Source organism: Nonomuraea sp. NEAU-A123 (assembly GCF_018603905.1).
GTDB lineage: Bacteria > Actinomycetota > Actinomycetes > Streptosporangiales > Streptosporangiaceae > Nonomuraea.
This window is the reverse complement of the sequence record NZ_JAHFZZ010000006.1, coordinates 14,945-28,886: the sequence shown is the minus strand read 5'-3', so window position 1 is coordinate 28,886 and position 13,942 is coordinate 14,945. Positions and strand designations below refer to the sequence as shown.

Annotated in this window: 13 protein-coding genes; 7 read left to right on the top strand and 6 right to left on the bottom strand. The window is 66.7% G+C overall.

Features of this window, described 5'->3' with window-relative positions; genetic code table 11:
• The first annotated feature begins 1 nt into the window (after position 1).
• Positions 2 to 1,939: a hypothetical protein gene (locus KLK06_RS19205; protein ID WP_214636905.1), complete on the top strand. Its 1,938-nt coding sequence runs from the start codon at positions 2 to 4 to the stop codon at positions 1,937 to 1,939.
• Positions 1,940 to 2,362: 423 nt separating this feature from the next.
• Here the strand turns inward: KLK06_RS19205 and KLK06_RS19200 are convergent, their stop codons facing one another.
• The 3 genes from KLK06_RS19200 to KLK06_RS19190 form a co-directional block, all read right to left on the bottom strand.
• Positions 2,363 to 2,707, bottom strand: a complete 345-nt coding sequence (locus KLK06_RS19200; protein WP_214636904.1) for a DUF6247 family protein — start codon at positions 2,705 to 2,707, stop codon at positions 2,363 to 2,365.
• A gap of 777 nt (positions 2,708 to 3,484) precedes the next feature.
• The gene (locus KLK06_RS19195; protein WP_214636903.1) at positions 3,485 to 3,640 is read right to left on the bottom strand and encodes a hypothetical protein; all 156 of its coding nucleotides are present in this window, start codon (positions 3,638 to 3,640) and stop codon (positions 3,485 to 3,487) included.
• 92 nt (positions 3,641 to 3,732) lie between these two features.
• Entirely contained in the window at positions 3,733 to 4,521 is a 789-nt protein-coding gene (locus tag KLK06_RS19190) for an enoyl-CoA hydratase/isomerase family protein (protein WP_214636902.1), read from the bottom strand.
• Between the two features lie 42 nt (positions 4,522 to 4,563).
• On the opposite strand from KLK06_RS19190, the gene KLK06_RS19185 reads away from it, so the two are divergent.
• From KLK06_RS19185 to KLK06_RS19170, 4 genes are all read left to right on the top strand, one after another.
• On the top strand, positions 4,564 to 5,373 hold the full coding sequence (locus KLK06_RS19185) for an enoyl-CoA hydratase/isomerase family protein (RefSeq protein WP_214636901.1): 810 nt from the start codon (positions 4,564 to 4,566) through the stop codon (positions 5,371 to 5,373).
• A complete protein-coding gene (locus KLK06_RS19180) occupies positions 5,370 to 6,935 on the top strand; it encodes an AMP-binding protein (RefSeq protein ID WP_214636900.1) in 1,566 nt (521 codons plus the stop codon). Before KLK06_RS19185 ends, KLK06_RS19180 begins: the two co-directional genes overlap by 4 nt.
• 52 nt (positions 6,936 to 6,987) lie before the next feature.
• A complete protein-coding gene (locus KLK06_RS19175) occupies positions 6,988 to 7,776 on the top strand; it encodes an SDR family NAD(P)-dependent oxidoreductase (protein ID WP_214636899.1) in 789 nt (262 codons plus the stop codon).
• A 68-nt stretch (positions 7,777 to 7,844) separates the two neighbouring features.
• The gene (locus KLK06_RS19170; protein ID WP_214636898.1) at positions 7,845 to 8,504 is read left to right on the top strand and encodes a TetR/AcrR family transcriptional regulator; all 660 of its coding nucleotides are present in this window, start codon (positions 7,845 to 7,847) and stop codon (positions 8,502 to 8,504) included.
• Here the strand turns inward: KLK06_RS19170 and KLK06_RS19165 are convergent.
• Genes KLK06_RS19165 through KLK06_RS19155 form a run of 3 tightly spaced genes read right to left on the bottom strand, consistent with a single transcriptional unit; the run spans position 8,482 to position 11,330 of the window.
• Positions 8,482 to 9,945 (bottom strand): sodium:solute symporter family protein, encoded by a 1,464-nt coding sequence (locus KLK06_RS19165; RefSeq protein ID WP_214636897.1) that lies wholly within the window; start codon positions 9,943 to 9,945, stop codon positions 8,482 to 8,484. The two genes, KLK06_RS19170 and KLK06_RS19165, sit on opposite strands and share 23 nt — an antisense overlap.
• Positions 9,942 to 10,142 (bottom strand): DUF3311 domain-containing protein, encoded by a 201-nt coding sequence (locus KLK06_RS19160; RefSeq protein WP_214636896.1) that lies wholly within the window; start codon positions 10,140 to 10,142, stop codon positions 9,942 to 9,944. Before KLK06_RS19160 ends, KLK06_RS19165 begins: the two co-directional genes overlap by 4 nt.
• Before the next feature lie 12 nt (positions 10,143 to 10,154).
• On the bottom strand, positions 10,155 to 11,330 hold the full coding sequence (locus KLK06_RS19155) for a M20 family metallopeptidase (RefSeq protein WP_214636895.1): 1,176 nt from the start codon (positions 11,328 to 11,330) through the stop codon (positions 10,155 to 10,157).
• 366 nt (positions 11,331 to 11,696) lie between these two features.
• Here KLK06_RS19155 and KLK06_RS19150 point away from each other — a divergent pair, with 366 nt between their 5' ends.
• Both KLK06_RS19150 and KLK06_RS19145 read left to right on the top strand, forming a co-directional pair.
• Entirely contained in the window at positions 11,697 to 13,037 is a 1,341-nt protein-coding gene (locus KLK06_RS19150) for an amino acid permease (protein WP_214636894.1), read from the top strand.
• A gap of 34 nt (positions 13,038 to 13,071) precedes the next feature.
• On the top strand, positions 13,072 to 13,911 hold the full coding sequence (locus KLK06_RS19145) for a 3-hydroxyacyl-CoA dehydrogenase family protein (protein WP_214636893.1): 840 nt from the start codon (positions 13,072 to 13,074) through the stop codon (positions 13,909 to 13,911).
• The last annotated feature ends 31 nt before the right edge of the window (positions 13,912 to 13,942 follow it).

Sequence of the window (13,942 nt, the reverse complement as noted above, 5' to 3'; positions counted from 1 at the left end):
GATGGCGAGCGCGCGGCCCAACCCGGCGGCCGGCGTCTTCGCCCAAGGCGCGGGCCGGGTCGACGTGGCCCGCGCGGTCTCCCAGTCGGTCACGGCCGAACCGGGCGGGCTGAGTTTCGGCCGCCAGGCGTGGCCGCACACCGACGACCAGCCGATCACCCGGAAGATGACCTACCGCAACACCGGTTCCGCTCCGGTGACGCTCCGGCTCACGGCGCAGGCGATCGACGCCGGCGGCAAGGCACTGCCCGCGTCGATGTTCTCGGTGACGCCGGACACGGTGACCGTACCGGCGGGCAGCGAGGTCGAAGCATCGGTCACCGCCGACACCCGCGGGAACATCCCGGACGGAGTCATCGGCGGCTACCTCCAGGCGACCGTGGACGGGGCAGTGGCTGTCAGCACACCGCTGGGGGTCGAGAAGGAGGTGGAGAGCTACGACCTGACGCTGGAGCACCTCGACCGTTCGGGCAAGCCATCACCCGGCGACCTCACATCCGTCCTGAGGACCGACGTGAACTTCAAGGACGCCTATCCCCTGGACATCGAGAGCGGCGACAGCACGATCACCCTCCGGCTCCCCAAGGGGAAGTACGTGATCGACAGCAGGACCGTCGACGACCAGGGGACCATCATGCTCGTCCACCCGGGCCTGGAACTGAACTCCTCACAGACCATGGTGCTGGACACGCGCCTGGGCCGCCCGGTGTCCGTCGGCGTACCCGACGCTTCCGCGATCTCCATGCTGAGCGAGGTGACGTACGGCGGCAGGTTCCTCGACGGCATGAAGTTCTTCAACGGCTTCAGCGCCGCTTCTTTCGACCGGCAGTTGGTCGCGCAGCTCGGCCCGGCACGGAAATACGACCTGACGACCAAGGTCGGGGGCCAGTGGCTCACGCCCGCGCCGGGTGGCGACCTGGACGGCAGCCCGTCCGCCTACAGGCTGGCGTGGTTCTTCCCCGGCGGCCTGCCGGCGGGCTTCACCAGGACGGTCGAGCGGAAGGACCTTGCGACGATCCGAAGGGACTACGCCGTGCATCAGGTCGGCGCGTTCGACGAGGCGGGGAGCGGTGCGTGGCTTGCCGACGACTGGTTCTACATCAACATGTTCCTGACGGATTTCCATCCGCCGTTCACGCATACGGAGTACGTCAACACCGACGGTGGAATCCGCTGGAAGAGCGTGCTCATGGAGTCCGGTTCCGACAGCGGGGCGGTCCTGGACTCGTCCGCGACCCGGTACGAGGCGGGGCGCACTTATGACGAGAAGTGGAACCGGGGGGTCTTCGGGCCATCCCTCGTCACCGGCAAGGACGAACCCGTCTTCACCCGCACGGGAAACGTGATCAACGTCTGGCAGCCGTCCTTCCACGGCGACGGGGCCGGGCACGGCGGATACTCCTCGGTGACGAAGTCACACGTCGCCCTCTACCGGGACGGGCGGCTCCTGACCGACCTGCCGGCCCTGTTCGGACACATCGAGGTGCCGCCCGCAGACGCGGCCTACCGGCTGGTGGCCGAGACCGAACGCGGCAACGCCTTCCCGCTGTCCACCCGCACCTCGGTCGCGTGGACCTTCCGCTCCGCCGCGGGCGAGGACGGCCGGACGACGGCACTGCCACTGTCGGTGGTCCGGTTCGCCCCCGACCTGGACCAGAACAACACGGCACCGGCGGGCAGGCTGTTCACCGTACCTCTGACCGTACAAGCGCAGCCGGGGTCGTCGGCCGGTTCGGTCCGCAAGCTTTCGGTCGAGGTGTCCTACGACGACGGCGCCACCTGGCAGGCGGCGAACCTGGTGGGCTCGGGCGGGAACAGCACGCTCTTCCTGCGGCACCCGTCGTCGGACGGCTTCGTGTCGCTGCGCGCGCGGTCGACCGACACCTCGGGCAACACCGTGGAACAGACGGTGATCCGGGCCTATCGGATCGTCCGCTGAGCCCGCTTCGTCGCAACCCTGGGAGCAGCGCGAATGTGACGGTAAGTGCTGATGGACTGCTGCGCGGGCCTACGCTGCTCTGTTGCTGCTACTCCTGATCCGGCTCCTACGGCCGGACGGTCTTCCTACGACAGGGAAGTCCGTCCGGCCGTTTCAGTTCGGCTCCGCCCAACCGCCTCAGAACGTTTGCGCCGGAGATGGCGATCCCGACGGGGTTGCGGCTGCGTGACTGCACGCGGGCGATGCATACCTCGCGTTGGAGTTCCAACAGGTCACGAGCCCACGCTCTCCGAACGGCATGACCCGCATGTTGCCATCGGGCTTACCAGGCGCCTGTGGTCCGCCAGCCCAGGGCACAGCATCATCAGAAAGGGCCGCGATCTGTTCTTGAGCGACAGGATCGGGCTCAACGATCGAATACACCTACCGCTCGACCCCGCGCTCAGCCAGCAGTTGACGCCACGTCTTGTCGCCCCGTGGGATCGGCTTGTCGGCATCGGCCAGTTCCTGAACACGGGCAGACCGCTCGTAGAGATCTCTGCGGCCCTGCGGGTCCTTGATCGAATCACCCGCGACAAACCACCAGGTATGGATGAACTCGCTCAGCCGGCCGAGGTCCAAACTGGCGCGAACCTCAGCCAAGACGACGTCAAGGCCTGCGTCGAACCCATCTCGGTCCTGCGGCACGACCAACGCTCTACGAATGGCGCGCAGATTCTTCTCCGGCGGAGGGCAGTCGGGGGCGAACTCATGCGGTTGCGCGCTCATGCCGCCAGCGTACGTACAGGTGCTCAGCACGGCCCAGCCAATCGCAGGACCCAACGTGATTCGGCTTGCGGACCGACGCGCGAGCCCATGCGGCAGCAACCGACCGCCGACGCGAGAAGATCTGGGCGACGCCTTGGAAGTGTCGATGCCGCCGTGGAAGGCGGTCGTCTTCCGGCACTTGCCGGGTCGGAGTCGTGCGGTTGGAAGGCCACCAGCTCGCACGACTGCCAGGATCGATCGCCGTGGACCGCGGTGCCATGGTGGCCCCAGTGGCGCACCGGCCACACGAGATTGTCGGCGAACAACGCGCGTAGCGCGGGCAGTCATACCCAGTCGTCACCGCCGAGTGCAGGCCGCCCACCACTCAGGCCGCTCGATATGCACGATCCGCCGGCCTGCTCTTGTTTCCCGGCGACGCGTTCAACCTTGACGACCGTGATTTCCGGCATGCCGAAAAGGATCGAAGTACTGTCGTTCACAGCTCGTGGCCCCCGTCAACTAACTGTCCATTGATCAACAGCCAGTGTTACGAGCTCTCGCATGCCAGGCCACGCCGAGGCCCTTCCCCCTCAAGATCGAAGAGCCCTTACAGTGACTTCATGGATGCGATTTGTTATCAGGGATAGCCCCCCTCGGTAGCGGCGCTGGAGCGGTGCAGTGGGCACCATGCGGATGCTCGAGGTGCGGTGCCCGTGGGTGTCGATGCCTGGCGGGATCAATCTCGCAAGGATCGACATAGGGCTTGGCCGGGCCGGGTCGCTGTCTACCGGTCCACTCTCAGTTGGTGAGGTCGTCGTACCAATGGGGAGCGGCGACCTTCAGCGGGTCAGGGGCGTGCCCGGCACCTGGGCCGGGAACGACGTAGACGTCGACTGTGTCAGAGCTGTGGTCGCGGGAGCCGTCGACGATCCAGTCGTCCTTGACGCGGTCCACCGTGAGGGCTGCTCGAAGAAGCGCTGGCGGCGATGTCGGTTCCCACTCGAGGACTCGACTTGACCCGCCTCAGACGACGACCGACCGTCTGGCTAGAACGCGGGAGGGCGTTTCTCCCGGAGCGCTGCGATGCCTTCCCGTGCCTCCGGGCCGGCGAAGCCGAGGAATTCAAGCGCGAGAGCAGCGTCGAAGTGCGGGGTGGCGGCTCGAAGCCAGGAATTGAGTGCTTGTTTGGTCCAGCGCAGGGCGGTGGGGGCGCCGCCGGCGAGTCGGGTGGCGATGTCGGTGGCTTTTTCGAGGACGTCGCTCTCGTCGACCGCGAGTGAGACCAGGCCGATGCGCTCCGCTTCCGCGCCGTCCAGCGAATCGCAGGTGAGGAGGTAGTACTTGGCCTTGGCCAGTCCGCAAAGAAGGGGCCAGATGAGGGGCGCGTGGTCACCGGCGGCGACGCCCAGTTTTGTGTGGCCGTCGATCAGTCGGGCGTTCTTGGCGACCACGGAGACGTCGGCGAGCAGCGCCACGACGAGTCCTGCTCCGACCGCCGCCCCGCGGACCGATGAAACAACTGGTTTGGTGAACTCGATGAGGTTGGTCACGAGTTCCCGAGCCTCGCGCAGTCCAGCGATCCGGGCTTGTGGATCATTGGCCAGGCTTTGCACCCAGTCAAGGTCGCCGCCGGCGCTGAACGTGTGGCCGGCCCCGGTAACGAGGACGGCGCGCACCCGCTCGTCGGCCTCGGCGTCGCGCCAGATCCGGGTGATCTCCGCGTGTCCCACCGCGTCCAGCGCATTGGCACGAGCGGGATTGTTAATGGTCACTTTCAGTACGCCGTCCGATGCCCAGCGTAGGCCCAGACGCTGGTAGCCCGTGTAGCGGTCCATGATTCTCCTTGCGCAGTATCGATCGATCGATACAATACCCGTATGTCGCTAGAATCCGGTATCGCGGCCGACGACGGCCACGCCACACGTGTAGTGCTCCAGCATCGAGGGCGAGTGTCGATGGTGACGCTGAACCGGCCCGAGAGGCGCAACGCGCTGTCCCGCCAGATGGTGTGCGATCTCATCAATGCGCTGGTCGAGGCGGACAGGCATGAACAGACGGGGGCCATCGTCCTGACTGGCGAGGGCTCGGCGTTCTGCTCGGGTGACGATTTGTCAGAGGCCGCCCGCACCGATGCTGAGGCGTTCGACGAGACCATCGAGGGGCTTCAACGGATTACCCGGTTGCTGCTCACCTCGAACAAACCGAGCATCGCCGCGATCAATGGCGCGGCAATGGGTGGCGGGCTGGAACTGACACTGGCCTGTGACCTGCGGGTGGCAGCTCAGCGCGCCATGTTCGCATGCCCGGAGGTGGCATGGGGCCTGGTGTGCACGAACGGGGCGTCGGTGCTGCTGCCGTCCATCGTCGGGCGCGGGCGTGCGCGTGACATGCTGCTCACTGGGAGGACCTACGACGTGGCGTGGGCGCTGGCGGCCGGCTTGGTCAGCGAGGTCCTTCCCGACGATCAGGTTCTGGACCGGGCTGCCGCACTCGCCGAGGAATTGGCGAGCCGCTCGCAGGCCGTCCGCCTGACTCGGCGGTTGATGAGCGATGCGAGCCATGAGGTCCTCCTGCGCGCGTTGGAGCGCGAGGCGGTGACCGTAGGGGAGGCGCGACGTACCGACGCGGCCGAGATGGGCCTGCGCGAGTTCGCGGCTCGCCATGCGAAAAAGGGGACTCGGCAATGATCGGGGACGCGCGCACGCTCAGCGACCTCGTCGACGGCCACGCCCGGACGCAACCCGACCACCCGGCACTACGGGTCGAGGACGAGACGCTCACCTACGGTCAACTGGCCGCACAGGTCCGATTGGTGGCCGCCGGCCTGGCTGAGAACGGTGTGTGTGCGGGCCAGACCGTGGCTTTCATCCTGTCGAACAGCATCGAGTTCGTCATCGCCTGGCTGGCGCTGAGCCGGATCGGGGCCGTGGCTGCGCCGGTGAACACAGCGCTACTGGGCGGCGGGCTCGCGGCCGCCCTGCGGACATGCGGGGCCGAGGTCGCGATCGTCGACAAGCAGTTCCTGCCGGCGCTCGAGGAAGCGCTGCTGAACGGCGGAAGCCTGCGCATGGTCTTCGTCCGGGGCCACGCCGAGGCGCGCACCGATGCCGTTCCCATCCGGCCATGGGAGGATCTGACGACACATCCATCCTCCGCACCACGTCACGAGACCCGTCCCGCCGATCCCAGCATCCTGCTTTTCACCTCCGGCAGTACCGGCCGCTCGAAGGCGTGTGTGCTGCCTCATCGGTATGTGCTCCGACAAGCAGAGGTTTTCACCGAGCAACTCGGCCTGACCGCGGCCGATGTGTTGTTCTGCCCCTTCCCGCTGTTCCACGCCGATGCTGCGATCTTCACCGTCGCCCCCGCGTTCATGCTGGGCGCGACTGCGGCGCTGGTGGAGCGGTTTTCGGTGCGGCGGTTCTGGGAACAGGTGCGCCACTACCAGGCGACCGTCTTCGATTTCATGGGCGCGACCCTGACCATGCTGCACAAGCAGGAGGCCGCGCCCGATGACGCGGACAACCCGGCTCGGCTCGGGTGGGGCGTTCCACTCCCAGAGTGGGCAGGAGACTTCGAGCGCAGGTTCGGGGTCGAGCTCGTCGAGGTGTACGGCCTCAGCGACACAGGCATCGTGCTGTACAACCGCCCAGGTGAGCCGCGCCGTCCGGGTTCGTGCGGTCGTCCCGTCCACCCCTTCGACGTCAAGGTTCTGGACCCCGACGGACTCGAGCTGCCGAGCGGCGAAGTAGGGGAGATCTGCATTCGCCCCCTCGAGCCACACGTGATCTTGAGCGAGTACCTCGGTATGCCCGAGGTCACCGTTCAGACGTGGCGCGACCTGTGGTTCCACACCGGAGATCTCGCCCGTCGCGATGAGGACGGCTACTTCTACTTCGTCGGCCGGGGAGCGGACGTGATCCGCAGGCGCGGGGAGAACATCTCTGCCCTGGAGATCGAAGCGGTGATCAGCCGGCATCCCGCCGTGCTGGAGGTGGCGGCATTCGGCGTGCCGAGCGATCTCACCGAAGAAGACGTGATGGTCGTGGTGTCGCTTCGGGTGGGCGGGGAGCTGGACGAGCGCGCGTTGCTGTCCTACTGCGACGAACGGCTACCGCGCCACATGCTGCCGCGATACGTCGAGTTCACCGGCCCTCTACCTAAGACGCCAACCGAGAAGATCGAAAAACGTGTGCTCAAGTCATGCGGAGTCGGTCCCTTCACCTTCGACCGGGAAACCCGCGACTGACTCCGGCCACAGGTATCGGCCTCTTTCCACCATCAATGACAAGGGTTCCACCATGAGCAACAACTCTCACATCAGCCACCGCTCCAACGAAGAGGACTCTCTTGATGCCGCCGCTGCGATCGTGACCGGCGGTGCGAAGGGCATCGGCGCCGCGATCGTTCGCAAACTGGCGGCGTCGGGCGCCTCCGTCGCGATCATTGACCTTGACGGGGCAGCGGCGCAGACGCTTGCCAGCGAGGTCTCCGGTGCTTTTGCGCTGATCGCCGACGTCGGCGACTACACGTCCCTGAGCGAGGCGATGGAGGCGGCGTGCACGCGGCTGAACGGCCTCGATATCTTGATCAACAACGCTGGCTGGGATCACGTGAAGCGATTCGCGGACACCGAACCATCGCTGTGGGACAAGCTGATCCGCATCAACTTGAAGGGCGTGTTCAACGCCACCCACCTCGCCATTCCGCAACTTGTCGCGCGTGGCGGCGGGCGCATCGTCAACGTGGCCAGCGATGCCGGACGCGTCGGCTCCTCCGGCGAGGCGGTCTACGCCGCGTGCAAAGGCGGCACGATCGCCTTCACCAAGTCCATCGCCAGGGAAACCGCTCGCCACGGCATCGCCGTCAACTGTGTGTGTCCCGGACCCACGGACACCCCTCTTCTCGAAGAGATCAAGCGGGATAAGCGTGCCGCGGCCACGATGGACGCGATCGTTCGCGCCACCCCCAACAGGCGCCTCGCCCAGCCCGCGGAGATCGCTGAGGCGGTCGCCTTCTTTGCCGCAGCTCCGGCACACGTCACCGGCCAGGTACTTTCCGTTAGTGGCGGCCTGACCATGGCCGGGTGACGGCGGCAATGATCGCAATCCGGTAGGTTCAGTCGCAGGAGATGGTCTCGCCAGCTAGGAGCCGAACGATGCCGCGCCCGCGCGCCGCCGAAGCGGCGGAAACGCCTCGCCGTATCCGCTCGGCGGCCATCAGCCTGTTCGCCGAGCGAGGTTTCCACGGAACAGGTATCCGTGACATCGCCACGCAAGCCGGCGTCACTCTGTCCTCGCTCTACCACCACTTCGGCAGCAAGGACGATCTGCTGGTGGACATCATGTTCACCAGCACCGCGCCGCTCAAACGCGCCGCCGACGCGGCGTATCAGGCGCTGGACACGCCCTGCCGGCGCCTGGCGATGCTGATCGAGCAGCATGTATGGGAGCACGTCACCGACCGACTGGCCAAAATCGTCAGCGACACCGAGGTGCGGGCCCTGTCCGGTGAGCGTCGCGACCGCGTGGTCAGTCTCCGCGACTCCTACGAGAATGTGTGGCGGACCACAGTGGAAGAGGGCGTCGCCACCGGCGTGTTCACCGTCTCACATCCGAAGGCGCTGACCATCGGCCTGCTGGAGATGTGCACCGCGGTGTCGCATTGGTTCCAGCCCAGCGGGGATCTCACCCTGCTGGAGCTGTGCCATACGTACGCCGACGGAGGCCTGGCCCTGGTGCGCGCCGCACAGGAGGATCGCCCTGTGCGGCGCGCGGATCTGGAGATCGGCGAACCTACGCGGTTCCTTCTGGGCTGAGCGCGGGAGCCCGCCGGGAGGTGGCGAGGGTGACCAGGGCCAGTACGGTGAGGTTGAGGACCAGCGCCAGTACCCCCACGTTGAGATGCAGCAGCACTGGCGACAGGAACGGTGCCACGTCGGCCACGGTCAGGCCGTTCACGGTCAGATAGGCGATGGCTCCGGTTCCGGCCAGCATCCCGGCGCCGGCGCCCCAGCTGTTGGCCGGGTTCTTGGGGAGAAGGCTGAGGAGCAGCGCGGGGGCGAGCTGGGTAACCAGGGCGTACGCGAGCAGCAGCAGGGTCACGATCGCCGCGCCGTCGTTCAGCGCGAGGTAGATGGTCACCACGCCGACGCAGGGCACCATGAGGCGGGCCACCCTGCCGATGTCGGCTCCGGGCCGCAAAGGCTTGTACACGTTGTTAGCGATCAATGCGGACGTGGTGTTCAGCAGCATCGCGCCGGGCACGAGCGCCGCCAAAAGCCCGCCCCCGCCGACCAGGCCGATGACCACGGGCGGCAGCGACTCCTTGGCCAGCCGCAGCAGCGACAGGTCGGCCTGGCCGGCGGACAGCCCGGGCACGGCCAGCACGGCCGCGAAGCCGACGAAGAACACGAACAGCAGGAACAGCTGGTACAACGGGAAGACGACGGCGTTCTTCCTGAACGTCGACTCCTTGCGCGCCGAGAACGTGGCCGCGAACAGGTGCGGCCACATGTAGAAGCCGAGGGTGGACACCACCACCGTCGAGATGTACCAGGAGACGCCCAGGTTGTCGGTGTGCAGTGCGGCGAAGTGTGGACGCGCCGCCTCGACCGCCGCGAACAGATCGCCGACACTGCCGAAGTACCGCAGTGGCAGGTAGATTCCGAGGAACCCGACCACGATCACGATCAGAATGTCCTTGACGACCGAGGTCCAAGCCGCGGCGAAGAGCCCGGACAGCGTCACGTAGCCGGTGAGCAGGACGCCGCCGATCACGATCGCGACCGAGGAGGGCACCGCGCCGTACGACGCCTCGGCGACGATGATGCCGAGCCCCTTGAGCTGAAGCACGAGGAACGGCACCATGCCGGCGACGCCGATGACCGTGACGACGACTCCGAGGCCCCGGCTGTTGTACTTCTTGATGAAGAAGTCGGCCTGTGACACCAGGCCATGCTCTTTCGCGTAGCGCCACAGCACAGGCAAGAGCCAGTACGAGACAACGTAGGCGAGAGTCACGTACGCGAGGATGTAGTAGGCCGCGCCGCCGTTGCCGTAGATGAACCCGCTGATGCCGAGAAACGTCGTCGTCGTGTAGATCTCCCCGGCCATCAGGAGGAATACGAACACACCGCCGAGCGAGCGGCCGCCGACAGCCCATCTCTCCAGACTCATGGCGCTGCGCCCGCGTGCCCGTATGCCGAGGTAGACGGCCACGCCCAGGGTCAGCGCCATCAGGGCGAGTGAAACGATCACTGTTCGGCCTCCTCTCGGTTCGCCGGGTCGAGCCGGTACACCGCCGCCATGCAGGCCGAGGTGACAACGATGGACAGGCTCAGCCAGAACAGAAGGAATGGCAGCCCGAGCACGTACGGCTCGACGCGGTTGACCCACGGGATCGCACCCAGGATGAGCGCGAACGGCACTGCGGCCAGGACGAAACGCAACCACATGGTTGTCTCTCCTCATCCAGAGGTTAGGAAGGCAGTACGGAGGTATACGGCCGTGGCCGTGGCCATGTCCTCAATGGACACCCACTCGTCGAGGCTGTGCGCCTGGGCCAGCGAGCCGGGACCGAACAACGCCACCGGCGAGCCGAAGTACGCCGCGTCGGAGCTGGCCGGGAACCCGTGCGGATCGCAGTCGGGGACATCACTGAGCTTGGCTGCGATCCGCAGCGTCTCGGCCAGCCAGTGGCCCTCGGGCAGTTCGTAGGCATCGACGGTCCACCACGCGTCGCCGATCGACCACGTTCCTGGCTCCAGGGCCGCGACCAGTTCGGCGCGGGCACCAGAGGGGCTCTCCCCCGGCAACAGGCGACGGCTGAACTGGACGCGGCACTCGGAGGGCACGATGTTCGGTTTCGTGCCGCCGTCGATGACGCCGACGTTCACGGTGGCAGGGCCGAGCAACGGATGCCGTCGCCGGTCGAGCGCGCGCTGGTAGTCGTCGAATCCGCCCAGCAGCCGTACCGCCGCGAGGATGGCGTTGGTACCGTACTGGGGGACACTCCCATGCGTGGCCTGCCCCGTGACCTGCAGGTCATAGGCCGCGAGCCCTTTGGTGGCCAGGCAGAGCGTCAGCTCGGTCGGCTCGCCGATTATCACCGCGTCGGCCCGGGGCCCGGTCGCGCCGAGCGCCTTGGCGCCCTCTTGGCGGTACTCCTCGTCGCCCACGCCCGCGATCAGCAGGTCTCCGGAGAGACTGATCGACTGCGCGGCCAGGATTTCGGCGACCTCCAGGTAGCAGGCGAGTGCGGCCTTCATGTCGCAGGCGCCACGGCCGTGGACCTTGCCATCGCGAACGAGGCCGGTGAGCGCCTGTGGGTAGCCCGTCGTCTCCACCGTGTCCATGTGGCCGGCGAACATCAGCGACCTGCCCGCCGATGTGCCGGGGAGTCGCGCCAGCGCGTTGTAGCGGCCCGGGGTGTACTCGTCGATGTCGCACGTCCAGCCAAGCCTCCCGAGCCGGTCACGAAGGTAGGCCGATACCCGCTTCTCACCCTCCTCCTCGCCGTCCGGTGCCTCACCGAACGGGTTCACACTTGGATGTTCAATAAGCTCGCAGAGGGTCTTCGCCAGTCGGCCGCGATCGATCTGTTCGACGCAGCGGGCCAGTTCCTCGGAGTCTGGGACGTCCACGAACACGCTCCTATGTCCGGATTTTGACATTATTGTATCGATCGATCGAATCATTGACCAGAGTGCCGTGTGTGACCGCTCTCCACTAGAGCGACCCAACCGTATTGTATCGATCGATCGAATCAATTAGGCTGGCGCAAGTGCCGGGCAATGGTCACCTTCTTGCTGCGCCGAGGGCAGCGCCAGATGGTTTCTCCATGTCATGGGTGTAGCCGCACGGGTGACAGCACCATGCCTGCGCATTTCTATCCGCGGTCAGCCGCCCGACTGCGCTGGCCGTACCGGAGGAGGCCAACCTTGCCAGACCACATCGACTCGAATCCCCCACAGACGCTGCGGCGATCCCTGAGGCCCCGACACCTGTCCATGATCGCTCTGGGTGGGGTCATCGGGGCAGGCCTGTTCGTCGGTTCCGGCACCGTCATCCACACAGCGGGCGTGCTGGCTCCGCTTGCTTACGCGGTGGGCGGAGTAATTCTTCTCCTGGTGATGCGCATGCTCGCCGAGATGGCCGCCGCGCGGCCCTCGGTGGGATCGTTCTCGGACCACGCGCGGCTCGCACTGGGGAACGGGGCGGGGTTCATCATCGGATGGACGTATTGGTACTTCTGGGTAGTGGTCGTGGCCTTCGAGGCCGTAGCCGGAGCGGAGATCATCGGAGGTTTCCTTCCCCACATTCCGCTATGGATCATCTCCGCCGCTGTCATGGGCGTGATGAGCGTGATCAACCTGCTTTCCGTGCGCGGATTCGGGGAGACCGAGTTCTGGTTCGCCGCCATCAAGGTGGTGGCGATCGTGGTCTTCCTGGGAATCGCGATCGCCGGCTTGTTCGGCGTGCTGCCGGGACAGCAGGCTCACGATCTGGCCATCGGTGACGGCTCGCTCACCCCAGCAGGAGCCGCCGGGGTGTTGAGCGCTGTCACCGTCGTGGTCTTCTCCTACTTCGGTGCGGAGATCGTCACCATCGCCGCTGCGGAGGCCACCGACCCGGTCAGGGCCGTCACCAGGGCAGCCAGCACCGTGGTCTGGCGCGTCATCATCTTCTACGTCGGCTCGATCGGCCTCATCGTGTTGCTCGTTCCACATACCGCGATCCGGGCGGATGCGAGCCCGTTCGTCACCCTCTTGGAACGTCTCGGCATTCCCGGAGCGGCCCTCGCCATGCAGATCGTCGTGCTGACCGCCGTGCTGTCGGTCCTCAATGCCGGCATCTACACCGCGTCCCGCATGCTCTTCGCCCTCACCGCTCGAGGCGAGGCCCCCTCCTCTTTGGCCAGGACCACGACCCGAGGCACGCCGATCCGTGCGATCGTGCTCAGCACGGTGGCCGGCTGGCTGGCAGTCGCGGTGGCCTACCTCGCCCCCGAAGCGGTGTTCGCATTCCTGCTCAACGCTGCGGGCAGTGTGGCGCTGGTCATCTACGCCGCGATCGCGATCTCCCAGCTACGGCTGCGCCGGCTCATCGAACAGGAAGGCGGAGCTCTGCCGGTCAGGATGTGGGGTCATCCCTATCTGAGCTGGTTCACGCTGGGGCTCCTGGCGGCCGTCGCCGTCGGCATGCTCATCTTGCCCGACTCGCGCGCTCAGCTGGGGCTCGGGCTGATCGCGCCCGCCGGAATCGCGGTGGTCTATCTCGTACGACGGCTGTTCCGACTCCGGATCGCATCGCCGGTCACATCCGTCCTCACGACCGAGGAACCGCAGTGACCAGCGCGGCTTCAGCCAGGCACTTGGAGGGGAAATGATCGATCACCCGCGTCACGTGACCGTCATCGGCGGTGGCACCATGGGGTGCGGCATCGCCGGCCTCATGGCCGTCGCGGGCAGCGCGGTGACCGTGATCGAGGTCGACCGCGCGGCCGCCGACCGTGTCGCAGAACGCGTCCACCGAGAGTGGGCGGACGACGCCGGCGCGCTCACACGGCTTGACACGATCACGGACGTCATGCGCACCCCGCCCGAGACGGACCTCGTCATCGAGGCCGTAGCGGAGGACGCGGGATTGAAAGCGGAGGTACTCGCCGCCGCAGGCAGGGCAGCGCCCCATGCGATCCTCGCCACCAACACCAGCTCGATCTCCATCAGCCGACTGGCGCGCGCCGTCCACGATCCCGGCAGGTTCCTCGGGCTGCACTTCTTCAACCCGGTGACCAAGTCAGCCCTGATCGAGATCGTCACCGGTGATCGAACGGCGCCGCAGACCGTAGAGCTGGCGAGGAACTGGAGCGAAAGGTGGCAGCGTACCCCCATCGTTGTCCGCGACAGTCCCGGGTTCGCCACCAGCCGCCTTGGGGTGCTGCTCGGCCTTGAAGCGATCCGCATGGTGGAGGAAGGCGTGGCGGACCCGCACGACATCGACGCCGCCATGGTCCTGGGCTATCGCCACCCCATCGGCCCGCTGCGCCTCACGGACCTGGTGGGACTCGACGTCCGGCTCGCCATCGCCGACTATCTCTCCGCTGAGCTCGGTGACCGGTTCTCGCCACCGAGGTTGCTGCGCGAGAAGGTCGGCGACGGACTCCTGGGCCGCAAAACGGGCCAGGGCTTCTACTCCTGGACCGCCAAGGGCCGGCCATCGTGACGACCGGTGACGGCGCCCGCGTAACGCAGGT

Coding starts and splice junctions, on each gene's coding strand:
- KLK06_RS19200 (WP_214636904.1), bottom strand. CDS start 2,707: ATGAGCGCGCAACCGCATGAGTTCGCCCCCGACTGCCCTCCGCCGGAG.
- KLK06_RS19185 (WP_214636901.1), top strand. CDS start 4,564: ATGTCGCTAGAATCCGGTATCGCGGCCGACGACGGCCACGCCACACGT.
- KLK06_RS19175 (WP_214636899.1), top strand. CDS start 6,988: ATGAGCAACAACTCTCACATCAGCCACCGCTCCAACGAAGAGGACTCT.
- KLK06_RS19145 (WP_214636893.1), top strand. CDS start 13,072: ATGATCGATCACCCGCGTCACGTGACCGTCATCGGCGGTGGCACCATG.
- KLK06_RS19150 (WP_214636894.1), top strand. CDS start 11,697: ATGATCGCTCTGGGTGGGGTCATCGGGGCAGGCCTGTTCGTCGGTTCC.
- KLK06_RS19160 (WP_214636896.1), bottom strand. CDS start 10,142: ATGTGGTTGCGTTTCGTCCTGGCCGCAGTGCCGTTCGCGCTCATCCTG.
- KLK06_RS19205 (WP_214636905.1), top strand. CDS start 2: ATGGCGAGCGCGCGGCCCAACCCGGCGGCCGGCGTCTTCGCCCAAGGC.
- KLK06_RS19170 (WP_214636898.1), top strand. CDS start 7,845: ATGCCGCGCCCGCGCGCCGCCGAAGCGGCGGAAACGCCTCGCCGTATC.
- KLK06_RS19190 (WP_214636902.1), bottom strand. CDS start 4,521: ATGGACCGCTACACGGGCTACCAGCGTCTGGGCCTACGCTGGGCATCG.
- KLK06_RS19180 (WP_214636900.1), top strand. CDS start 5,370: ATGATCGGGGACGCGCGCACGCTCAGCGACCTCGTCGACGGCCACGCC.